Source organism: Nostoc sp. DedQUE09 (assembly GCF_034530915.1).
GTDB lineage: Bacteria > Cyanobacteriota > Cyanobacteriia > Cyanobacteriales > Nostocaceae > Nostoc.
Genome location: NZ_JAVRCE010000001.1, coordinates 42875 through 66667 on the forward strand (window position 1 = coordinate 42875; position 23793 = coordinate 66667).

Here is a 23793-nt window from a genome sequence, read left to right on the forward strand (position 1 = left end):
TGATTCCCTTATTTGATGCGGTGTAATTTGACCTGAAAATCTTCATCACCACTCACAATCATGGTTCCTTGATTAGTTTTCAAATCGATACTATTGATTTTTTTATAGCTTTTGTAAATTTGTTTACCTTCTGCTGCTTTTGTTTTGTCGAGTTTATGTTCGGGAGTTAAGTACCAAACTAAGACTCGTCCATCATCGCCACCACTTACTAAAAGACTACCATCGTCACTAAATGCTAGAGTCCGCACAGATGTTTTTGATGCTGACCAACGGTCTAGTTGTGAACAATTAAGCTCATTTATTTTTTCTAGCGGATTCGGATTTTTAATAGTTTGACACTGATTTAAATCCCAAATCGTAATAAATCCCGCAGAATCAGAAGTTGCAAGGATTCTTCCTGTTGAGTCAGGAACAAAAGCTAATCCCCAAATATAGTCTTCAGGCCCAACTAATGGGTCTAGTTTTTCTAGATTTTGCACTGATAAACTTGGGAATTGTTTATCAGATTGAGTTTGATTCCACTGCCACAATATAAAACGCTTAAAGTTTCCAGCAATTACTAGAGTTTTTGCATCTGGGCTGAGATTTAATGCCCGGACTTGGAAACGTGATAGTTTTAATCTACTTTGAATGTCGATAACTTGCGGTTCTGGCAGAAAATCGCTGTTAGGCGCTGGTCTTGACCATAGTCTCACTTTACCACTGCCATACCCACTGAATAAGTTAAGTGAGTTTGAGGTAAAAGCTAAGTCAAAAACGCGATCGCCTTTTGCTTTAGGATCTTTAAGGTCTTGAAGTTGGTTAATCTTTACACCTGAAGGAACATCTCTGAGTTCAATTACACCATTATCTAAACCAACAGCAACACGATTATTTTGTAATGGCATAAAGCGTAAGACTTGTACTGCATCATCAGTAATCGCCATCAATCCTTTGGGCTGTTGCAGTTGCTCGCAAGCAAGAGGTTGTCCAGCATACCTTACTGTATCATCAGGCTCTAAACTATCTGCACCAATTCTCCAAAGTCTTAAGGTGCAATCATCTGAACCACTGACCACAGATAAACCAATACCACTAAAACGCACTGAGTTGACAGAACGGGTATGCATTACACCTCTTGGTTGCAGGATTAATGCTAAGAGTGCAGCTAAAAGTGCGATCGCAGCCAATTGTAACCATAAAGGTATAATTGGCAGAGTCTCTACTTCTAATGTCTGCGTGGCTGGGTCTGTACTCCCTAAACGTTGGTCAGATAATTCCGATTTCGCCTCTAATAATAGAGTTTTGCCGATTCCAATCCAAGGACGTTTTGTTTTAACATCGAGGATGACTTTACTTGTCTCTCCTAGATGAAGATTGGCAGTTTCAGGAAGCTTTTTAAAACTACATTTTCGCCAGTCTCTACCTTGCACCTGCACATTAATTTCCTGGTTGAGATTGCTAGCATTTTTAAATAGTAATTCAAAGGAAGCTGTATCAGATTTCCAGTCAGGCAACCATGCCGATTTATTGGGAATTTTCAGGTGTTTTTCGGTGGTAGTAAAGTCTATAAAACCTACTGGCAAAACTTCAATATTGCCTTCAGCATTAGTTGGATAACCATTATTGCTAACAGCTTCAATAGTAAAAGGATAGTTTTGACTGGGCGCTTGCACTACAGAAGGAGGTTGGCATTGGAATGTAGCTTCTGCTAAACCACCTGGATCTAAAGGTAATCGGCGTTCTGCACTGCCAGCTAGCCAAGATGGATCGACGCCTGTAAAACGTAGCATTACCTCAATTGGTTGTTGCCCCAAGTTTCGCACCCGTACTGGTATATCGACAGAATTGCGGGGATAAACTTGGAACTCTCGTACAGGTAATTCTACACTTAAATGTGTTGGTCTATTGTCTCGCTCGATTTTCAAGCGCAGCACAAGTCTGGACTGTTGTGCTAATTGCGGTGAAAAAATATTTACCATCAGGTTGACAGTACCAACAAATCCCGGAATGGGTGTATTGAATACGAAAACTTGGAAGATGGTACTACTGCCCGGTGGCTTGGCTGCCGCTACCTCTGGTTCGAGTCTATACCAGCGATATCCTGTGTTGCGTATTTCTCCAGCTGCGGTAATTTCTATTTGAAAATTGACGAAGCGATCGCTATCATTATTGACAGTTACCTCAAATGATACAGGAGTATCACCTGGACGAAAGGTTAGGTTCTGAGTAGAAAGGCTGGCATTTATAACACTTTTTTCCATACTATTACTTATAATATTTTTTATATTCTGCATGACTAGCGCTATTAAAAAATTAATGTCTCGTGAAAACGTGACAATAGCTTTTTTCCTTTGATTATTGAAATTTCTATACTATTAAATATTGTGTAATAAATTGGCCAATTTATAAAAGTCGTTTTCAAAGGCGATCGCTAATACATATACAGCAGAATTCAGAATTCAGGAGTAATATCATGTCCGCATAATTAGTTATGCTAACCACAGTCATTACACCCCACCCCCAACCCCTCCCCGCTTGCAGGGAGGGGAGACAAGGCGTAGCTTTGGCGGGGTGGGGTTCTTCGGGTTTAATAAGCAATCAAGCGGACATGATATAAAACACGCTTTATACCTGGGTAACAGATTTAGCTTGCTTGTGTACCTCACCAACTTGAAATCTGCTGTATGAGCCAAAAACCTTGTAGAGACGTAGCAATGCTAGCAATACGGTTCGGTTAAAGGGTAAAGGGGAAAGGGGAAAGGTTTTGAATACATCCTTTCCCCTTTACCCGCAAACCCATTCCCCAGATCATAAGGAAAGTGAAAAATGCTTATCCGAACCGTATTGGCACTGCTAGTGTCTCTACAAGGGTTCTGGATAACGCATATTTAGTTTTTAGATATGACTTTTTCAGCAACGCCTGAACTCAAATTAAAATCGCTGCCCAATTCCCAGATGCACTTTGCTTTCTCCCTGGTCGTTAATGCCATAGTCAGCCCGAATTAAACCTAGTGGTGAATTTACTCGCACTCCCGCCCCATAACCAAAACCATAACCTGGTTTATCTCGTACACCTGCCGGATCTCCTAATACAGTATCACCAGAACCTAAATCTGAGGCGAAGTCGGCAAACAATACACCGCCTACGATTGGTAAAACGGGAAAACGGTATTCTGCCGAAGCTAATACATAACTGCGTCCACTGCCAACTTCTCCAGAATCGTAACCGCGTACTGAGTTGGAACCACCCAAGTTAAAGCTTTCGTAGGGCGGTAAATTTCCAAGGACGGTACCAGCTTGCACATTCACCGCAAAGACTTGTGGCTGTTTGCTGTTAAATAACTGTACTGGTAAATATTGGCTGTAATTGGCTTTGAGGCGATTCAGGGAAATATTACCTTGACCAATGGGGACAGATTGTTCTGTACTCAGACTCAAAACGGAACCTTGAGTTGGATTGAGGGGATTATCCCGTTGGTCTTTGGTGGCGGTGAAGGATACGGTAGTTAAGTCGTCAACACCAGTGCCACTCGCAGAGAGGGGATTACCTTGAGCGTCGCTTGGGGTAATATTACCTTGGCGATCGCGAATACTAGTTCGGGTATAATTTAATCCTAATGAGGTATTCCAGTCGTCAATTGGTCGCTGCAAGCTGACACCACCGCCAATTTGACCTTCTCGCACTTTGTCGCCGTTAGCTAACTTAATCTTGTCATCAAAGGTTTCTGAAAGTTCCTGACTACGAAAACCATTTACAGTGTAGCCGAAGCGATCGGGGTTAGTTATCCGATAAGGACTGGTAAATTTGGTATTAAACTGCAAGTCTCGGCTACTTACACCAACATTCACACCTAAAGTATCATTAACACCACCGACATTCTGATCTTGATAGCTGATTGTACCTACCAATCCCTGATCGGCATTGTAACTACCACCCAAGTTAACACCACGTGCCCCAGTTTCTTTGAGTTGGTAGACTAAATCAAGTTTTGTCGCATCCCCTTCTAAGGCAACATTCACAGTTTCAAATAAACCAGTACGATATAGTTGTTGGATGTCTTGTTTAACGACATTTTCTTGGAAAATTTGGCCGGGTTTCAACTTGAGTTGTTGTTGTAAGAAATTTGCTTTGGTGCGTCCTCCGACGGGATTACCCTTGCTATCAACGGTTTTACCTTCATCGTTGACAAAGCGAAATTTGATATCACTTACCAAGCCTTCAGCGACATTTACAGTGAGAATGCCTTGAGAACTGGGTTTAATTGATAACACGCGTGCTAAGTTATAACCATTGTCGGCGTACCACTTGTTAATTTGTGCTACTGCTTGTTGCAGTCCACTGGGACTAATGGTGGTTCCAATCTGAGATTGCAAACGTTGTTGGGCAACTTGATAGGTAAGTACTTTAGCACCAGATAGTTGCAGCGATCGCACTATCACCGGTTGGACTTGGTATACTACATTCAATCCAGCCTGTGTGCTAAAGCTATTCACATTGACAGTACTAAATAAACCTGTATTTAAAATTGCAGTTACATCTTTTTGTAGCTGGCTTTGACTGGTTTCTCCACCAGCTTGGGTTTTAATTACCTGGCGAATGATTTGCTGTAATTCTTGATTGGCTCCCACCACCTGTACATCTGTAGCTGTGACGACTAAATTGCTTTCAGTAGCGGGAGTTTTGGGGGATGAAAGGGAAAAAGAGGGAGTGGCAGGAAGTGTTACTGATGAATTTCCCTTGTCTGCTGATTTTAAGACTATTGGGGAATTTTTGTTTGCACCTGTTTGCACGGTGACAGGATTTTGGGAAAATTGTTGTGCAACTATTGTTTCTGGGGAAGCAATTGTCTCTACCCGTGCGGGAGTGTCTTCAATTATCGGTACTACCAAGTTACCAGCTTTTGCAGTTGGAGTAACGGTTTTAGCAGGTGCAGCCGTTGCTTGCCCAGTAACATTCCCAGCAGCTAAAGTAGCTAAAGTAAAAATAGCAGTAGTAGAAACTCGCATAATATTTAACCTAATTAACTGGGAGTTAGTTGTAGAGACGCTAGCGAATAGGGATAATACTAACTTCCAGCTTCTTGATCGATTTCCCTATTTATACCTCTTACCCAAACAGACAGTTAATTTTGATATTTTGTTTCTTATGAGTAATTTATCTCGGTCATCGCTAGCTTCTAACTCCCAATCTGCAACTTCTCCTTTGCGGTTACTTGTATTAAGTAATGGTCATGGGGAAGATGTGATTGCAGTTCGGATTTTGCAAGAACTCCAACAACAACCAAACCCACCAGAGATATTTGCTTTACCTTTGGTGGGTGAAGGACGTGCTTATGAACAGTTGGATATCCCCTTTATCGGTTCAGTGCTGAATATGCCTTCTGGCGGCTTTATTTATATGGATGGCCGCCAATTGACGCGGGATGTACGCGGTGGTTTATTGCAACTTACCCTCAGCCAAATTAAAGCTATCCGCCGTTGGGTAAGTTCTCAAAAAAAATTAGGTAATAAAAGAGCGATTTTAGCAGTGGGAGATATTTTGCCACTGTTATTTGCAACATTCAGTGGCGCTAATTATGCTTTTGTCGGTACGGCAAAATCTGAATATCATGTACGAGATGAAGCTGGATTATTACCACGAAAATCTAAAGACGCAGGTTGGGAAAACTTTTCTGGTTCAGTTTACCATCCTTGGGAACGTTGGTTAATGACTCGTCGCCGTTGTAAGGCTGTGTTCCTTAGAGATGCGCTGACAATGGAAACATTAAAACAATGGCCAATTCCAGCTTTCTATTTGGGTAATCCCATGATGGATGGTCTAGAACCGACGTTTTCACGCCAACAATTTTATAGTCAGAATATCCACCAGCAAGAGACAGTTCGACCTTTTGTAGTAACTCTTCTTCCTGGTTCTCGTCCGCCAGAAGCATACAGCAACTGGGAAACAATTATGATTGCCGTATCTGCATTGATGGCAAGTTTTCAACAGCGAGATTCAATTTTTTATAGTTCTAACAAAGTAGTGTTTTTAGGTGCGATCGCTCCTGGTTTAGACTCTAATATTTTATCCCAAAGTGTACAATCCCAGGGCTGGCGCGCTGAATCAGCATCTCCTATTAAACTTCGCGATCCAAATGTCTTGACATTTAAACAGAGAAATGCTTATCTGCTATTAACACAACAAGCCTATAATGATTGCTTGCATTTGGGAGATTTAGCGATCGCAATGGCAGGTACAGCCACAGAACAGTTTATCGGTTTGGGCAAACCTGCGATCGCAATTCCCGGTAATGGGCCACAATACAACCTTAGCTTTGCTGAATCTCAAAGTCGTCTTCTCGGATCGTCTTTGATTTTAATCGATCAACCAGCAGAAGTAGCGAAGGTTGTACAATCCCTATTCAAAAACCCTGATAATTTGCAAATTATTGCTGAAAATGGTGAGCGACGCATGGGCAAACCGGGAGCAGCACTACGTATTGCTAATTGCTTGCGAGAAAAATTTGGATAATGGGGCAGTGGGTATGGGGCATTGTGGTAGGTTATTCTCCTTGTCCCCTTGTCCCCTCATCTCCCTTGTCCCTGATCCTTTAGGCCACCAGCCCCGAACGTAAGGCCCTCACAGCAGCTTGGGTACGGTCATCAGCACATAGTTTATTTAGAATATTACGAACATGTGTTTTTACAGTACCAACTGTAATGTAGAGTTTCTCGGCAATTTGCCCATTGCTACATCCAGCTACAATCAACTCTAGGATTTCCAGTTCCCGTTGAGTCAGAGGGTATGTTTCCAAAACTTGCTCGTATTCTGATGCCAACGCCTCAATTTTTACAGTCTTCGGCTTGTCAGAACCTTGACTTTCTCCAGGAATACCTTGGCGCATCTTCCGCAATACCACGTTGGCAATTGCCGGATCGATCCAAGAGTTACCGCCGTGAGTTGCTTGAATTGCCTCAGTTAATTTACTGATGCTCGTTTCTTTCATATAATAAGAATCAGCGCCAGCTGCGAAGGCTGCAAGTACAGCATCCTCTGTATGATCCATTGTCAAGATGAGAATCTTCGTAGTAGATTGCCCATTTTCAGCCTGGGAGCGTTTGAATTTACGAGTGAGTTCGATGCCATCCATGTCAGGCAAGCCGATATCTACTACCGCTACATCTGGCTTTGCCGTTTCTAAAAGTTTTAACCCTTGGGTAGCATTTGCTGCTTCCCCAATTACTTTCAATGCACTATGGGACTGTAATGCTGCTCGTAGCCCCATTCGCGTTAAGTCGTGATCTTCAATTAAAATAATACTAATTTCATTCATCGCTACACTCACTCTTGCGCTGTTTGCATCTTTCAAAGTATTGCCTTATATGTAACTACTATCTCTTATTTTCCCAAACTTAAGATAGATGATATTTGAACCTGTCTGCATCCACCGATAGAAATAACAAGTATCCAATATTTTCATATTTAGATAGAGGACAAATCTAGCTTGAGATATATAGATACTTACACAAAAAGTATGAAATATTGAAACGAATGCCAAATTGCTCCTCCTTGCCGATAATTCAGCTTTGAGTTGCCATGTTCCATTTGTTAATTAATATTATTTTGGATCAAAGTTTAAAAAAGGCTTACGAAAATGAAAAAATTACAGCAGGTGAAAGTTGCTTTACGAAAAAGCGAACGATGGTTTCGAGCGATTTTTAATCAAACCTTTGGATTCATCCGATTGATAGAGCCAATAGAGATCCTCATAGAAGGGAATCAGGTAGCGTTAAAATTTGGTGGAATCACCAACAGCAAAGTAATTCGTAGTTCTGGGTGGCGAACTTGTTTGTCTGACTCTTCACACGATATAATACAATCCCTCTGTGCCAATCTCTCCCCTTTTAGGTTTTGAATTTTTGCCTAACTTTTGTCGGGAGCCTTTCTTCAGCATGAAAACTTGGTAATTTTGCGAACATCTATAAGTTCAATATACCTGGATAAATACTAACACAGATGTGGCGATCGCTAAGAAAATTGTCGAAATTTTAGGAGCTAGGATTATTTCAGATCCATAAATAGGTATAGATAGTACTTTTTTATTTATCTGCTCTAACTAACTTGATAGCTAAAACTATTCAAGCTTATGGTACACGCTAATAGTATGCAACTCTCACCAATGACTGACGACGGTGGCTTGCTGACTCATTTACAATTGGTTTTAAGCTTGGTAAAGTATTTTATTTTACTTTGTATCATCTGTGTCTGCTTGTTAATTACTGATTTTTTGCAGGACATTGGTTATTTGCTAGGAGTTTAGTTACCATCTGGTCAATTAACCAGATTGAAGATATAACAGACTGAATTCAACCCAAGGAAACGTCCGAAAGAGTGATTAACATACTACTAATGGAGGATAGGGAAGTTGATGTAATGAATGTTTAGCAGGTATTAAAGTGGATATTATGCAAAATATCTTAATCAATCAAATTACAGGTTTTAGATGTCCGAAAATTTTATATTCTTTAGTTGGATAATCTGAAAATAGAAACATTATACATCAACCTATGTTTGGCGGCGAAAATTAAAACCGATGGAAGAGACGCTGAAAATTTTGGTTGTAGACGACGATCAAGTAGACAGGATAGCAATCCGTTCTGCCCTGACTAAAGCAGGTGTTCAGATAGAATTGTCTGAAGTAGGTGATGGTAATCATGCGCTCTCTGTCTTAAGCATTACTGCTTACGATTGTGTTTTCCTCGACTATCACTTACCAGATCGGGATGCACTAACCTTGATTCAACAGCTACGTTCTTCAAAAATTAAAGTTCCTTTAGTAGTCCTAACTAGTCAAGGAGATGAACAAATTCCTCTCCAATTATTGAAAGCTGGGGCTACAGACTATGTCTCTAAATCTAGAATCTCCCCAGAAACTTTGTTGCAGGTTTTACGGAGTGCGATTCGGATTTATCGAGCGGAAATGCAGGCCGATTTGGCAAACCAGCAACTTAGAGAAAGTCATGAACAACTCATTTGTAAGAACCAAGAATTGGAGAGACAACAGCAACAGATTCAAATGCAAAACTTCAAGCTATTGGAGGCATCACGTCTAAAATCACTTTTTTTGGCCACTATTTCCCATGAACTTAGAACACCAATGAATGCGATTATTGGTTTTTCGCAAATCCTGCTGCGTCCTAAGTTTGGTCAACTAACGCACCAGCAAGCAGATATGGTTGAGCGTATTTTGAATAATGGGAAGCATTTGCTGATGCTGCTGAATGAAGTTCTCGACTTTTCTAAGCTGGAGGGAGGAGGATTAGATTTAAAAGCAGAAAGATTCGATATATCCAAGGTAATCAATCTCGTTGTCAGTGAAATGCGTTCCCTCGCTGATGCTAAAAATCTTTCATTGTTAGTACAAACCGATTTGCAAAATCCTTTGGTATTTAACGATCCAGTTCGTGTCAAACAAATTTTGATTAACCTGCTTTCCAACGCCATTAAATTCACAGAGTCTGGTGAAATTTGGGTTGAGGTTAAGGAACTACCTGCAAATCGAGTAGTAATTATTGTTCAAGATACAGGTATTGGCATAGCGTCCAAAGATTTTAAGCATATTTTTGAAGCATTTCGGCAAGTCGATCAAACTATCACTCGCAAATATCCAGGTACGGGTCTGGGTTTGGCAATTATAGATTCGCTAGTGCGAATGATGGGCGGTAAAATATTTCTTGAGAGTAAATTGGGGGTTGGTTCAAGGTTTAAAATTGAATTGCCACGTCAAATTACATTACCGACTGTAGCAGGCAATGCTCCAGCTTCACAGGCTTCATTAGATAACGACGATTTTTTTTGCCCTGGAAAAAATCCTCATCAGTCATCTTCTCAAGCCAGGAAGGCACCTTATAGAATATCCTAAATTTAAAAATTACTTCCACAAAAACTGATAAAATATATAAATATAAATCAATCATGTCTGTAGTTGAAAATAATAAAATTTATCGTATCTTAGCAGTTGACGACACTCAAGATAATCTCATTTTGGTTCAAGCAATTTTAGAAAGTGAAGGATATAAAATTGATTTAGCTTCAGATGGAATAAAAGCTTTGCGGCAAATTGAGCAATCTCCACCTGATCTGATTCTGTTAGATGTAATGATGCCAGGGATAGATGGCTATGAAGTCACACGTCGAATTCGGAATAACCCCGCAATCTCTTATATTCCCATTTTGTTGATTACTGCCTTTCATCAATCCAGCGTTGTCGAAGGTTTGGATGCTGGTGCTGACGATTTTATTCGTAAACCATTTGATACTGATGAACTACTGGCAAGAGTGCGATCGCTATTACGTCTCAAGCACAGTCTGGACGAACAACAAAAAATGGCCCGCCAACGGGAAGATTTTGTTTCCCGTCTGACTCATGATTTGCGAACTCCCCTAGTAGCTTCTGATCGCATGTTGAATTTGTTTGAAATGGAAACATTCTGCAAAATTTCGCCGGAAATGAAACAGGCGATCGCAGTGATGATTCGTAGTAACCAAAATTTGATGGAAATGGTGAACACGCTGTTAGAAGTCTATCGCTTCGAGGCGGGTAAAAAAACGTTGAATTGGGAGGAATGCAATTTATGTGAGATATCTCAAGAAGTAGTCAGCGAACTAAGTCCTCTAACTAGTGAAAAAGGCTTGACTCTGGAAGTTGATACCCGTGAATTAGATCCACTGAGTCAAAACGCTGGTATTATCATGGGCGATCGTTTAGAGTTACGGCGAGTATTAAACAACCTGATTGCAAATGCCATTAAATTTACAGATACGGGAGGCATAACAATCCGTATTTATGAAACATCATCTAATTCAGAAGATCCAGATTCGGTAATAATTGAGGTACAAGATACAGGATATGGGATTGCACCAGAAGATCAGGCAACAATTTTCGAGCGATTTCGCCAAGGCAGAAATAAACGCTCAGGTAGTGGCTTAGGATTACATCTATCCCATCGCATTGTAGAAGGGCACGCAGGAACTATCAAGGTTACTTCTGAGCTAGGTAAAGGTAGTTTGTTTACTGTGCAACTACCTAAAAACACTTAAGCTATTTTTCTTTACCAGAGATTATTTTGTGGATATTTGCCTATAGATTAGACTTCTTGGCATTTGTCGGGGTAAAGGGGAAGGTGGGGCCCCCTCTGGGGATAAGGGGCAGGGGAAAAGGGTAAAGAAACTCAAAATCCTTTCCCTTTAACCTTTTTTCTTTTCCCTAAGAGTGCAAAAATATATTTTTGCAAAAGGTCTATTATATTTAATTTTTGATGTGTTTTTATGCGCTCAACAAAAATTAAATTAGCTTAAATTATATGGATTAATTACAGTAGCATTTGAAGGTTAATCCAATCATAATATTGCCGGATAACTTTCCTCTGCCAATATTTGTATACTCCTAATGGCAGATGTATTGAGAGAACAAAATAACTAGAACTACTTTTGTATCATTCTATAGATAGTAGAAATAACTATTTTACAGAGTTATTATTGAACCTATTAATGCCTGAAAAACGTGTATGCACCCTGGAATCATAACCCAGGGTCTTTTTTATAAAAACTTAGATCATCTTCATATTTTTATCATTGACTATTGTCTATCCCCACCCTCAACTCTTGCTAGGGTGGAGATGAACAGCGCTTAAAAAGGATTATAGAGTAAACTAAAATACAGACCGTTTTCTTGTAATGTTCTCTCATTTGAGTTGTTAACAGATACCAAAGGAATACCCCAGTCAAGACGAACGGTGAAGTGATCGCCCTGTGCCCAACGCAACCCCAGACCAACAGCAGCTAAAGTATTGCGATCGGGATTGTCTTCACCAGAAGTATTCCAGCCAACCCCAAAATCCACAAATGGGACAACTTGTAATATGCTATCTATCTGCGGTAAGCGCAGAATCGGTACTTGAATTTCCGCAGAAACAAAAGCGCCATTATCTGTCAGCAGGTAATCTTGACGGTAGCCGCGAATGCTATCCTGCCCACCTAAGCCAAATTGCTCTATAGGCAGAAGTTTTGTAGATGCTAGTTGCGTATTTAAACGTAATAACAATAAGCTTTCAGGAGCTAAAAGCCGTGCCCATTGTGCTTGCCCTTGCCAAGCAAAAAAACGGCTATCGGGAGCATTTTGATTAACTGTGGCATTCAACACATCTATGCCCAAACTGAATTGAGAGCGTAGGGCAACGACTTCACGACTATTACGACTCGTCCATTCTTGAAAAAATCGCAATGCAGATACCCTGGTGCGTCCCTGTTCATCAGCACCAGGTGAAAGATCAGAGGCGGGAACCCCTTCTCTCTGTAGTCTCGACGAGATATCACTTTCGCGTCGGGAAGCTGTTAACCCCAGAGCGAATTCTTGTGTAGGAGTTTGGATTATTGGCTGACGGAATGTCAACTCGTAGTAACGAGAAGCCGATTCGATATCTAGGATGTCGAAAGGAGGCTCAATGACATTGCTCGACGTAGTGCCATAGTTCAAGGTAAGCGTTCCGTTACGGGGATTAAGAGGCAATGTGTAACTAGCGTCAAAGGAGTTGCTACCATCGGTATTGGTGTAGCCTACACTCAGACCATCTCCCAATCCGAGTAAGTTGGCTTCATTCAATCGTAATCCGCGTCGAAAACTGCCAACACTAGGCGATCGCCCATTATCAAGAACTATTTGCCCACTAAAGGTTTTTGCCTCACTGATTTTAACTTCTAATAGACTCGTACCCGTCCGCGATCCTGCTGAGAGTTCAGCAGTCACGTTTTGAATCAAAGGATTAAGTTGCAAAAGTTGCAGTGCTTCTAATAGACGCTGGCGATTGAGAGGCGGTGATGTGGCTATTGCTAGTCGGCTGCGGACATAATTCGGATTCAGCCGCCGAGTCCCAGTTACCTGAATATCTTCTAATTTACCTTCGACCACCTGAATTTTGACAACACGGGATTGGGGTTGGATTCTTTGGGGTGGAATCAAAGCACCAGAAGTAATATAACCATTTTTGACATATAAATCAGTGATTTTGGAACGTGCTTGAAACAATTCAGTCAGTGAGATCGGGCGTTTGGTAAATTCAGCAGTGGCTTTGGCTAACTCTTCAGCACTGAAAACTGTGCTACCAACAACTTCAAAGCGTTCAACAACAATAGTTTGAGGAAAGTTGCCAGGGAGTGGTGCATCAGGTGTGGGAGTTGGGGCAGAGGGTGGAAGTAGTTCTGCTGGTGGGGGGAGTGGCTGTGGCACTTCAGGTGAGGGAAGTGGTGAAGGTGTAGGTGGTTGGATATCCTGTGGTGGTGGTGGTGGTGGTGGTGGATTTTGTTGTGATAGGGTGAAATCACTAGTTGGTAATTGTGTAGTATCAACAGCCTGAGCTTTCAGTGGGCTTAAAGATGTACTGCTAAGTAATAGAAGCATACTCAGCGGTAAGCAGGACAGTATAAGATTCTGAGGGTATTTATCAATCATCGCACTGGACTATTCTTGTCAGTAACTATGGGATTATACGGGGACTGCTTCAGAAGTGAATCTTACTTCATGTTTTGTCGCTAAAGTTAATATCTTGAGCAAATCTCAATTTAAAAGCTAAATCATCTGGTGATTGCAGATTTAAAAGTATCAATCAGATATCTGGTGAAATTAAATTAATTATGCGTTGCCCGAAATCCTTGGTAGGGAAAAAAATTTATGTAGTCAAAGGCTTCCCTACCACTACGTGGAAGCAAGCTACGCGTAGTATCTCCGTGCTTTTTTTACAGTTTAAATCGATACCAAATTTCTGATTTAGTATGCTGCACTCAGTGTAGGTCTTTCCCTTGTACGTCTCTGAAAGATAAGCCTACACCGCTCATTGAACTACTTGCTGCCTTTTTCACTCCATACCACTTTGCTGAAACATTCCCATCAATTTACGTTTACGAGCGTGAGTTTGCATCAAGTTTTCCCGATAGCTTAACCACTCAGCTTTCTTCCCAGATTCCAAATAGGCATTACGCGCCTTTTTCAACCATTCAACCGCGTAATAATAGTATTCGGCTTTACCTGCATCCATAATCTTTTCGGCACGGCGACGAGCATTAGCAATCACCCAACCAGGATTATGAGGGATAGCAGCATCCATAACTCGGTGAATTAACTCTGAACGATCGGAACTTAGTTCACCAGCGATCGCAATTGCATCATCAATTAGCCCCTCATACAAGAATATATCTACCTTGGCTGATTCTGTTCCCCAACCACTACAAGTACGGACAATTCTCAGCAGGTCTGTTTTGACACTTTCCCAGTTTGCCCCAGCCAATTCTGCCATCTTTTGGTAATCCACAAAGGAGGGCTTTATTTCAAAAGCCGCCTTAATTGCTAATAAAGCAGCTTCACTATTACCCAACTCAACAGCTAAATCACTTGTCCAAATTCCCAATTTGTACTGACAATTACCTGATAAATTTAATCCACTCTGGGCTATATCTAATGCTTGCTGTAATGCCCCCTGAACGCTAAGTGTTTTCGCTAAAGCAAAGGCTTCTTCCATTGAGTTCATCTGGGTTTGAGCAGCATCAATTGCTTCTTCCACCCTGCCTAAACGCCCCAACATTGTCAGATATTGCTGAGTTTGCCCTTCCGCTTCTGCTAAATACAGGTATTCTTGATAACGTTCTTGACGTTCGAGAATTTTCAGGCGAATTAATGCCAAATCATCAGCATAATCTGGTACGTCTTCTTCCCAAGCCCCCCTTTCAGTAATGTTACCTTGGAGAACTTGTACCAGTGGCGGATAATCCCAACCTTGGCGTAAAGCCTCCATAACTAAACCAAAATCAGCATTCCACTCATCTTGCCAAGCTTCTAAATTTATTTGAATATCAACTTTTTCTTCTGGAGTAAGTTCCGTGCTAAGAATTGCTTCACACCAAGCATTATTTAATTCCGCGACAACTTCATCATTTTCAGCGCCGTATTCGGCAACATCATCCCAATTTTCCGCACAGGTAGAGGTAATTGCTGACAAAATAGCGATCGCATTTTCACCTTCTCCCCGTTCGCTAAAATCAACCGCAGTTTGGACTACACTCAGCAAATCTTCGCCAATCGGGTCTTCTTCGTATCCCTCCTCAAAGTAGCGCACGGTATCCTTGAGAATCTGCCGTACTTGCCGCCGAAAAGCAGCCGGATCAATAGTACTGTGGCGCACGGATTTTATAATTGTTTGGTTGTCAGCAGGATTTGTCATCCAACTTACATGGCGGTCAATCGCCTCAATTAGAGGGGGGTATTCTGCTACCAACTCTTGCAGCAGCCTTTGAGTTTCGATATAATTCAGGCGATTTAGTAGTTCTTCAAGGGTAGGACGCTGCTCAATATTTTCTGAGTTACGCGCACAAACGAGCATCGTCGCAACAATGTGTTTGCACCACCCTTCATAGTCGTAGGCACAGGTGCATTTTACTGAGGTTAACCCACTACTATCGAAATTCAGGCTGACATGATAAGGTCTAGCTTCGGTGCCTACAACATCTGCCTGAAGCAAATGACCACGTAGGATAACGGCATTAACAGCACCAGCGTTATAATATGCCTCGCCCCGCTGGAAAGATTTGGCGTTGGCATGACGGCGGATAGTAAATTCACTAATTTGGGGAATAGACATCGAGCGATCGCCTGCGTAAATCTTCTGGATCAATCCTAAATCCAGCTTAGTGTTACGCTAACGCCCTGTAAAGAAAAAGGTGTGGAGATTCTGAATGAAACCGCAATTTCTATTCATTAACTAGCTTAGAACTGGTAATCAGCTTCATTACCCTGCAAATACTCACTTAATTTCTTGTCGCTTTTCTGGGAAAACCAACCCATATAATGAAAATATCCATATTTTCGCCAGAAGTGAGTGAATCATAATTTGAGTTAGCAATACCCAAACCTGAAATCAGTGAACAGTCAACAGTAAACAGTCAGGGTAATGTAAGGTAAGGGATTTAGAGTTCAGCGATAAAACTGATAACTGATAACTGTTAAAAGGGTTGCGCTGATTGTCGGTCAAGTTGAGAATAAATAGGCGAAGCACACGGGGAAACTAACGTGAGTCAAGGATATGATTACGATTTAGTAATTATCGGCGCTGGTGTAGGCGGACATGGCGCAGCCTTACACGCCGTAAGTTGTGGTTTGAAAACAGCAATTATTGAAGCTGCTGATATGGGAGGAACCTGTGTTAATCGGGGCTGTATTCCTTCTAAAGCGCTGCTGGCAGCATCTGGACGTGTGCGGGAGTTACGCAATGCCCACCACCTCAAGTCACTGGGAATTCAAATTAGTAGCGTGGAATTCGATCGCCAAGCGATCGCTAATCATGCTAACGATCTCGTATCGAAACTTCAAGGCGACTTAACCAACAGCCTCAAACGTCTAAAAGTCGATATCATCAGAGGTTGGGGAAAAATCGCTGGGGCGCAAAAAGTCTCTATCGTCGGAGACGGGGGTGAAAAAACCATCACAGCCAAAGACATTATCCTTTCCCCTGGTTCGATTCCTTTTGTCCCTCCAGGGATTGAAATAGATGGCAAAACTGTCTTTACCAGCGATCAAGGTGTCAAATTAGAGTCGTTACCAGACTGGGTGGCAATTATTGGCAGTGGTTATATCGGCTTAGAATTTTCTGATATTTACTCAGCTTTGGGTTGTGAAATCACCTTGATTGAAGCCCTAGATCAGTTAATGCCAGGATTTGACCGCGATATTGCCAAACTTGCCGAACGGGTGCTAATTAATCCCCGCGATATTGAAACGAAAGTCGGGATATACGCCAAAAAAGTTATCCCAGGTTCACCTGTGGTGATTGAGTTAGCAGATTTCAAAACCAAAGAAGATGTAGATGTCATCGAAGTAGATGCTTGCTTGGTGGCTACGGGACGCATCCCAGCGACCAAAAATCTTGGTTTAGAGTCTGTGGGTGTGGAAGTCGATCGCCGGAATTTTATTCCAGTAGACGATCGCATGGCAGTGCTATCAGCAGGTGAAGTCGTGCCGCATTTGTGGGCAATTGGCGACGCTAATGGGAAGATGATGTTAGCCCATGCTGCTTCTGCTCAAGGCATCATCGCGGTAGAAAATATAGTTGGGAGGGAAAGAATAGTAGACTATCGCAGCATCCCCGCAGCGGCATTTACCCACCCAGAGGTCAGCTATGTAGGCTTAACTGAAACAGCAGCTAAGGAGTTGGGACAAGCTGAAGGGTTTGAAATTGCCACAAGTAGGAGTTACTTCAAAGGAAATTCCAAAGCGTTGGCAGAAAATGAAGCCGACGGTATTGCCAAGGTGATATATCGCAAAGACACCGGAGAAGTCTTGGGTGTTCACATTTTCGGACTGCACGCCTCAGACTTAATTCATGAAGCGTCAGCTGCGATCGCCAACCGTCAATCTGTCCACAATCTTGCACATCTAGTTCACGCCCACCCGACACTCTCAGAAGTCCTAGACGAAGCTTATAAACGAGCCATTTAGTCATTTGTCCTCTGTCATTTGTCCTTTGTCAATAAACAAGGACAAATGACCAATGACTAATAACCAATGACTAATGACCAATGACTAATGACAAATTATGCAAATCCGTCGCCGTTCACCTAACCCAGCTATTGATGTATCGATATTGCGTTATCAGGCTGTCGTGCCTGATGCAGCACCAAACCACATCTTAGAAGAAATTGTCTGGCAGAAAGAAGTAGAATATGACCAAATGCGGGAACAAGTTCCTTTGCAAGAATTACGGAAGCGGGTACTGACTGCGCCGCCAACCCGTGATTTTGTCGATGCCTTGCGCCAAGGTAAGACTAAGCCAGCATTGATTGCCGAAGTTAAAAAAGCTTCACCCAGCAAAGGTGTTTTACGAGAAGATTTTGACCCAGTAGCGATCGCCCTGTCTTATCAGCAAGGTGGCGCTAGTTGTCTTTCTGTGCTGACAGATGTCAAGTTTTTTCAAGGTAGTTTTGAAAACTTAGCCAAGGTTCGGGCTGCCGTAGATTTGCCCCTACTGTGCAAAGAGTTTGTCGTTTATGCTTATCAGATATACTTGGCGCGGGTTCAGGGTGCAGATGCTATTTTGTTGATTGCGGCTATTTTGAGCGATCAAGATTTGAAATACTTCCTCAAAATTGCTAACAACCTGAAAATGGCAACCTTAGTTGAAGTCCATAGTTTGGCAGAACTTGACCGTGTGTTAGCTTTGGATGGGGTCTCCTTAGTAGGAATCAATAATCGCAATTTGGAAGATTTCTCTGTTGATCTGCAAACTACTTGCCAACTTTTAGCTGCAAGGGGTAGACAATTGCAAGAGAAAAATATCCTTGTTGTCAGCGAGTCAGGACTACACAACCCAGAAGATTTAAGTTTAGTGCTGACAGCAGGTGCATCTGCTGTACTCATTGGAGAATCTTTGGTAAAACAACCAGATCCCGGCGCTGCGATCGCTCGTATATTACCGAGGAATTTTTGAAATAAACACCTCACCTGCCCCTAAAAGGTGCAGGGCTGCACATAATAGTTGAGCAATTGGGCACACTATGCGTATACACGCAGCAGTTTGCCATTAAATATCATCAATATCTTTGCCAAATCTTCATTGCTAATCAAATCAAAGCCATAAGCAACTAGTTATTTAGTATGTAACAATTTATTAACAAGAAACGAACTGTGACTAATAAAAAATCCCAAATATGAAATCAAAATTTAACTTCATGGAGCAAATTCCTCTACCTTCGCCTATTCACTACGAACTTATACTTCAACTCTTAGAAAGACAAACTATGTTAGCAGTAAATGATAACCCAGATTTACGGCATCAGGTGAATCAGCTAATTATTACTCTCCGGAAAGCTGCTGTACAGCAAAAGCGACTAGAAGAAATTTGCGAGTTTTCCTCTGTAGCTATCGATCACCGTTGGTCAATCAATCATCATAACGATAGCAAAGTTGTTGCCCCCGATTGAAAAAAATTGTCATCTTTAGAAGATTTGAGTTCTGAGAAAGTTCATCTTGATTTAGACAAATCTGTAGATCAGTTAAAATAAAATATTGATGAGATTCTCTCTCGAATTTAACGAAAGATGAAATACAACAGCATTGATGAACTCCTCAGAAATAATCAGGCTTGGGTTGCCGAAAAGCTAGCTCTAGATCCAACTTACTTTCAACAATTATCTAATGGACAAACACCACCTTTTTTATACATTGGGTGTTCTGATAGTCGTCTGGCATTAACAAAGTTTACCCGTACAGAACCAGGAGAGTTATTTGTACATCGTAATATTGCCAATCAAGTTTCTCTAACAGATATAAACTTTTTAGCCGTTTTAGAATATGCAATTTTACACCTGAAAGTGGAACACATTATCGTTTGTGGTCACTACGATTGCGGAGGAATTAAGGCAGCTTTAGAAGGGAGAACTATCGGAATTCTTGATAACTGGGTAAATCCAATTCGGGAACTGTATTTAGAGAAACAAGAAGAAATTGACGCTTTGCCAACAAGAGAAGAACGTCTGAATCGCTTGGCGGAAATCAATGTTGTGGCGCAAGTGAAAAATCTTTACCAAACTTCCATCATGCGTCAAGTACTCCATGAGCGAAAAGCACCTATGGTTCACGGCTGGGTATTAGATATACGCACTGGGTTAATCAAAGATTTAAACGTTTCAACTGTGCAATGGCAATTACACATCTGCCCCTTGCTTCTAGAATTTAGACTCTATACGATGTTAAAAAGTTAGAGTTAATTCAGTATTTACTCCACACAAAAGCTTACATTAGAGACTTGATAAATATTGTTTTTACAACTTTTATTTAGATATCGGGTTTTCTTGGGTAGTGTTTATGTATATTTCAAAAATAAAATAGTATTCTTAGAAATTTTTGTTTAATTAAAGTTACGAATACAAAGTAGTTAATTTTCTAAACTTTTTTATAGAGGCAATTCATGAATTGCCTCTATAACAATCACTAACACAGATATTAGTACGCTTAACCTACTTCTACAAAGAATTATTTCTTAGCAATTATCCACACTGCATGAATAATCCCAGGAATGTAACCAAACAGCGTCAAAAGTATATTAATCCAAAAGTCTATACCAAAACCTACTTGTAAAAAAACTCCCAAAGGCGGCAGGAAAATGGCACACAGAATCCGAACTAAATCCATTTAAACCTCCTGTTAATCTCAGAAAAAACAGCTTGTTGGCAAACTAATTTACCACTGTTCAAGCATATTTGTACCTCTCAAAGATAACATTCCCTCTCTTAATCTAGATAGCGCTTAAGATACGGTAAACCGCACTCAACACATTAGCCACCGCTAATTTTGGCTTTGTAACCTAGCTTGATCAAAATCTCAACAATTTTCTGTTTGTGTTCGCCCTGAATTTCAATTTCGTTGTCTTTAAGTGTCCCACCTGTCCCACACTGGGTTTTCAACTGCTTCACCAAATCTGCTAAGGTTTCGGGTTTGGCTTGAAAACCGCTAACGACTGTGACGGTTTTACCTTTGCGTCCTTTGCGGGAAGCCTGTACTTTCAGATTTTGTTGTTGTGGGGGTAGTTCTGGAATCGGTCTTTCTGTGGCGGCGGAGTTGTCATTGCCAAATTCGCGGTAGACAAAGCTTTTGTCAGAAGATTGAGACTTGGAAGAAGACATAAAATGAATGTTTAAGAAAAATTTCAAAGGCAGTGGAAACTTCTACGCAACCATTCTGCTGGGATACAATTTCTAGGCTAACATTACACATCCATACATCATAACCAAACTGACGTAATACTTGAACTAATTCAGGGAAATGGCTTGTCTATATCTATAATTAAACCTAATCTTACCTAAACCATCTCAAACTCTAATTGATGACTCTTGAGAAAATCATGGGTGAAATGATCTACCCTATTGGTATCAGCTAGTTCTAAATTATAAAAATCCACAGCTTCATGGTCAAAATGGGGGCCAGCGTGCCAAGTACCCTCGTGTAGCTTGATAAAACAATTCCCCGGAATGCGGAAAGCAGCAATATCTTCTAATGCTGGTTCATTCACATCATTATGAGGAGGACAAACTGCAATTAACCAATCCTTCCCTTCCAAAGAACCCAGACATTGAGTGCATTCCACATGACGAGTAATTTTGTGGAACTTTCGCCCTATCTTCTCCAACCGCATAATATAAAATCGTGGAATCCCGTTTTGCAGGTTTAACTGGGCATCTTCCCCATCATAAGTTTTGCCATCAAGACTTGCAAAAATCACCTGTCCATAACGTCGAAAGTTTTCAGAAGTCACCCATTGTACCTGCAATTGTTGCACTGTCTTTGGTGTACTCATATTAAATCTTTAAGAGAGATTATTTAGGTTTATTTTCCCCCAAAACGACTTAATTTTATACAGCCATTATGGTGACTTCTTGAGTTTCAATGCCTTAAATTATGAAAAAATAACTTTAGCTAGCTAGATAACTACGTACTTGTTCCTTTTGGCGTCGGAGGAGACTGAGAGCTTTTTGTTCTATCTGACGCACCCGTTCTCGACTAATACCCATGCGATCGCCAATCTGTGCTAAAGAAAGTTCATACCCATCAGTTAGACCAAAGCGCAGAGTTAATATTTCTCGCTGCTGGGGAGACAGCTTTGCCAATAAGTCTTGTAAATCTTGGTGGAGAGATTCTTCAACGGCATAATCTTCAGGAGAAGGACCATCATCCTCCAATATGTCCTGCAATTCTGTATCTTGTTGTTCCCCAACTCGTGCCTCTAGAGAGAAGGGTTGTCGGGCTAAGTATAAACACTCTCGAACTTGGCTAGGTGTCAAAGATAAGGCAGTGGCAATTTCAGCAGTAGTAGGAACACGACCTAAGTGCTGAGATAATTCTCGCTGCACCCGCTTAATTTTGTTCAGTTTCTCAAAGACGTGGATAGGTAAACGAATTGTACGTCCTTGTTGAGCGATCGCCCGTGTAATTCCTTGACGAATCCACCAATAAGCATAAGTAGAAAACTTGTAACCAAGAGCGGGATCAAATTTATCCACCCCCCGTTCTAAACCTAAAGTACCTTCTTGAATTAAATCCATAAATTCTAGGTTCCGGTGCTGGTATTTCTTTGCCACAGCTACCACTAACCGGAGATTAGCCTGAATCATTTTCTGCTTGGCATGGTGTCCTAAATTTAGCTGTTGCTCTAGTACCTCCACACTTAACTCTACCCGATCTGCCCATTCTTGCAGCGTGGGTTCGTAGTTTAATGTCACAGCCAATTCTTCCTTAGCAGCTAATAAATTTATCATTTGCTGCACGTGTTGGGCAAAAATAACCTCTTGTTCGCGAGTCAACAAATCTACACGCCCGATCTCTTGCAGATAACTACGCACAATATCATCTGTAGCTCGAGGCTTTTTATCTGCGGCTAAACTTTTTTTCTTCGTTTTTTGAACTTCGGTATGTGGAGATGTTAAGTTGCTCATGGTTATTTGCTCCTCTGTAACCTCATCAATTTATTGGTATCAAGTCTAGATATTCAGACCCACAGTCATTTCACACTGTTAATTAATAGATATCTTGCAAAAGTACTTAACACCCCATCCCTTAATTTCCTTCCACTTTCGGGGAGGGAAGATAAAGCTACGCTTTGGCGGGGTGGGGTTTTTAATTTGTAATTTATGCAAGAGGTCTAATCAATTTGCAACACTGATGAATTCTGGTCTATGATACATTACAAGTTAATTCTTGGAGATAATAAACCCAAAATCAACCTACTCCTTAATAATAACATCATTACCAGTCACAAATCAATTACCTAAAGTATCATTAGCATATCCTTTGAAGTAATTACATTCCTTTATCATTTATTTTCGCATATAAAATACAATTAACAATTAAATCTAGTCTAGTAATCCAATGGTGTTACTGGAGAAAGTAAAAGTTACGAACGATTTCATTATCTAAGAGATAAACTATTAATAGAAAATTTTAAAATATCACAAAAATTTCATTCATTGATGTGCTCATAATTTTTTTATCAATAGATGTAATCCCCTTAAATAAGAACTTATTAAATATAAAATATCAATTTTTTACCTCATTTTTTATAATACAATCTAATCATATCAAGCCAGGTACATAGCGGGATCCTTAAACGTGAAAGAACTTCACCTGCTCTCCTTCTTTAATAACAGCTTACTTTAAGAATCTGGTCAAATACTTAGTAATTAGGCATCTGGTGAAATTAATTATGCAGTATCCAGAACACTTGCACAGATGTAGCACTGCTACATCTGTACATTCATTCTGACTCATATCTCTTTGCTGGGATTTAGGACGATCAAGAAGACGCAGATATCTGTGACAATTGCAATTGTGTCATAATTGCACGCAGACATATGCACTGGATGCGGTATTATCAACTTGATTACTGCTAGAGAAATTTTAGGGAATAAAAGTACTAACAGTGGTAACACTAACATCAAGGATGATACTTGGCAAGACAGCAACACCCGCGATCGCCCTAATATCTCTTGAAGCGAAAACATTTTTGTGTAAGGGTATCTAGTTGATTGTTGTGCAGCATAGCTTAAACAACATTCCCGCTTTTTGGAGAAGTCGGAAATAGTCTAAAACTCGTAATGAAGGAATATCTCACAGCTTTCTCGGTTACTGGCTTCAACTTTTAGTTTACACAAAAGCCCAGTTATGTATATACATATATAGTTAGGTTATTGCAAAGTTTTTTCGGAAAATAGTACTATGATTGAAGTTTTAATCTAAATCT

The 23793-nt window shown here is 40.8% G+C and carries 18 protein-coding genes; 9 read left to right on the plus strand and 9 right to left on the minus strand.

Features of this window, described 5'->3' with window-relative positions:
* Nucleotides 1-8: 8 nt before the first annotated feature.
* Nucleotides 9-2243, minus strand: a complete 2235-nt coding sequence (locus RMY27_RS00175) for a hypothetical protein (RefSeq protein ID WP_322659350.1) — start codon at nucleotides 2241-2243, stop codon at nucleotides 9-11.
* Between the two features lie 670 nt (nucleotides 2244-2913).
* On the minus strand, nucleotides 2914-4989 hold the full coding sequence (locus RMY27_RS00180; RefSeq protein ID WP_322659352.1) for an outer membrane protein assembly factor: 2076 nt from the start codon (nucleotides 4987-4989) through the stop codon (nucleotides 2914-2916).
* Nucleotides 4990-5128: 139 nt separating this feature from the next.
* Between RMY27_RS00180 and RMY27_RS00185 the strand changes: the two genes are divergently transcribed.
* Nucleotides 5129-6493 carry a lipid-A-disaccharide synthase-related protein gene (locus RMY27_RS00185; protein WP_322659354.1) on the plus strand — a complete coding sequence of 455 codons (1365 nt, stop codon included), beginning with the start codon at nucleotides 5129-5131 and terminating at the stop codon, nucleotides 6491-6493.
* A gap of 79 nt (nucleotides 6494-6572) precedes the next feature.
* On the opposite strand, the gene RMY27_RS00190 is transcribed toward RMY27_RS00185, so the two are convergent.
* Complete coding sequence (locus RMY27_RS00190; protein WP_289794814.1) at nucleotides 6573-7295, minus strand: response regulator transcription factor; 723 nt, start codon at nucleotides 7293-7295, stop codon at nucleotides 6573-6575.
* A 321-nt stretch (nucleotides 7296-7616) separates the two neighbouring features.
* On the opposite strand from RMY27_RS00190, the gene RMY27_RS00195 reads away from it, so the two are divergent.
* From RMY27_RS00195 to RMY27_RS00205, 3 genes are all read left to right on the plus strand, one after another.
* Nucleotides 7617-7877, plus strand: coding sequence for a hypothetical protein (locus RMY27_RS00195; RefSeq protein WP_322659356.1), 261 nt, complete (start codon nucleotides 7617-7619; stop codon nucleotides 7875-7877).
* 678 nt (nucleotides 7878-8555) lie between these two features.
* Nucleotides 8556-9884, plus strand: a complete 1329-nt coding sequence (locus RMY27_RS00200; protein ID WP_322659358.1) for an ATP-binding protein — start codon at nucleotides 8556-8558, stop codon at nucleotides 9882-9884.
* 53 nt (nucleotides 9885-9937) lie between these two features.
* Nucleotides 9938-11062 (plus strand): hybrid sensor histidine kinase/response regulator, encoded by a 1125-nt coding sequence (locus RMY27_RS00205; RefSeq protein WP_322659359.1) that lies wholly within the window; start codon nucleotides 9938-9940, stop codon nucleotides 11060-11062.
* Nucleotides 11063-11651: 589 nt separating this feature from the next.
* Here RMY27_RS00205 and RMY27_RS00210 read toward each other — a convergent pair.
* Both RMY27_RS00210 and RMY27_RS00215 read right to left on the minus strand, forming a co-directional pair.
* Nucleotides 11652-13418 carry a ShlB/FhaC/HecB family hemolysin secretion/activation protein gene (locus tag RMY27_RS00210; RefSeq protein ID WP_416212301.1) on the minus strand — a complete coding sequence of 589 codons (1767 nt, stop codon included), beginning with the start codon at nucleotides 13416-13418 and terminating at the stop codon, nucleotides 11652-11654.
* 454 nt (nucleotides 13419-13872) lie between these two features.
* Nucleotides 13873-15648, minus strand: coding sequence for an SWIM zinc finger family protein (locus RMY27_RS00215; protein ID WP_322659780.1), 1776 nt, complete (start codon nucleotides 15646-15648; stop codon nucleotides 13873-13875).
* Nucleotides 15649-16076: 428 nt separating this feature from the next.
* Here RMY27_RS00215 and lpdA point away from each other — a divergent pair, with 428 nt between their 5' ends.
* The 4 genes from lpdA (at nucleotide 16077) to RMY27_RS00235 (ending at nucleotide 19762) form a co-directional block, all read left to right on the plus strand.
* Complete coding sequence (lpdA, locus tag RMY27_RS00220; protein WP_322659362.1) at nucleotides 16077-17501, plus strand: dihydrolipoyl dehydrogenase; 1425 nt, start codon at nucleotides 16077-16079, stop codon at nucleotides 17499-17501.
* 97 nt (nucleotides 17502-17598) lie between these two features.
* A complete protein-coding gene (gene trpC / locus RMY27_RS00225) occupies nucleotides 17599-18489 on the plus strand; it encodes an indole-3-glycerol phosphate synthase TrpC (RefSeq protein WP_322659364.1) in 891 nt (296 codons plus the stop codon).
* A 241-nt stretch (nucleotides 18490-18730) separates the two neighbouring features.
* Nucleotides 18731-18982, plus strand: a complete 252-nt coding sequence (locus tag RMY27_RS00230) for a DUF5340 domain-containing protein (protein ID WP_322659782.1) — start codon at nucleotides 18731-18733, stop codon at nucleotides 18980-18982.
* Between the two features lie 117 nt (nucleotides 18983-19099).
* Entirely contained in the window at nucleotides 19100-19762 is a 663-nt protein-coding gene (locus RMY27_RS00235) for a carbonic anhydrase (RefSeq protein ID WP_322659366.1), read from the plus strand.
* A 271-nt stretch (nucleotides 19763-20033) separates the two neighbouring features.
* Here the strand turns inward: RMY27_RS00235 and RMY27_RS00240 are convergent, their stop codons facing one another.
* From RMY27_RS00240 to RMY27_RS00255, 4 genes are all read right to left on the minus strand, one after another.
* Nucleotides 20034-20192, minus strand: a complete 159-nt coding sequence (locus tag RMY27_RS00240; RefSeq protein ID WP_179065728.1) for a YqaE/Pmp3 family membrane protein — start codon at nucleotides 20190-20192, stop codon at nucleotides 20034-20036.
* A gap of 143 nt (nucleotides 20193-20335) precedes the next feature.
* A complete protein-coding gene (locus RMY27_RS00245; protein ID WP_322659369.1) occupies nucleotides 20336-20683 on the minus strand; it encodes a translation initiation factor in 348 nt (115 codons plus the stop codon).
* Nucleotides 20684-20859: 176 nt separating this feature from the next.
* The gene (locus RMY27_RS00250; protein ID WP_322659371.1) at nucleotides 20860-21354 is read right to left on the minus strand and encodes an ureidoglycolate lyase; all 495 of its coding nucleotides are present in this window, start codon (nucleotides 21352-21354) and stop codon (nucleotides 20860-20862) included.
* Nucleotides 21355-21469: 115 nt separating this feature from the next.
* On the minus strand, nucleotides 21470-22489 hold the full coding sequence (locus RMY27_RS00255) for an RpoD/SigA family RNA polymerase sigma factor (RefSeq protein WP_322659373.1): 1020 nt from the start codon (nucleotides 22487-22489) through the stop codon (nucleotides 21470-21472).
* A gap of 901 nt (nucleotides 22490-23390) precedes the next feature.
* Between RMY27_RS00255 and RMY27_RS00260 the strand changes: the two genes are divergently transcribed.
* Nucleotides 23391-23543, plus strand: a complete 153-nt coding sequence (locus RMY27_RS00260) for a hypothetical protein (RefSeq protein ID WP_322659375.1) — start codon at nucleotides 23391-23393, stop codon at nucleotides 23541-23543.
* Nucleotides 23544-23793 lie beyond the last annotated feature (250 nt).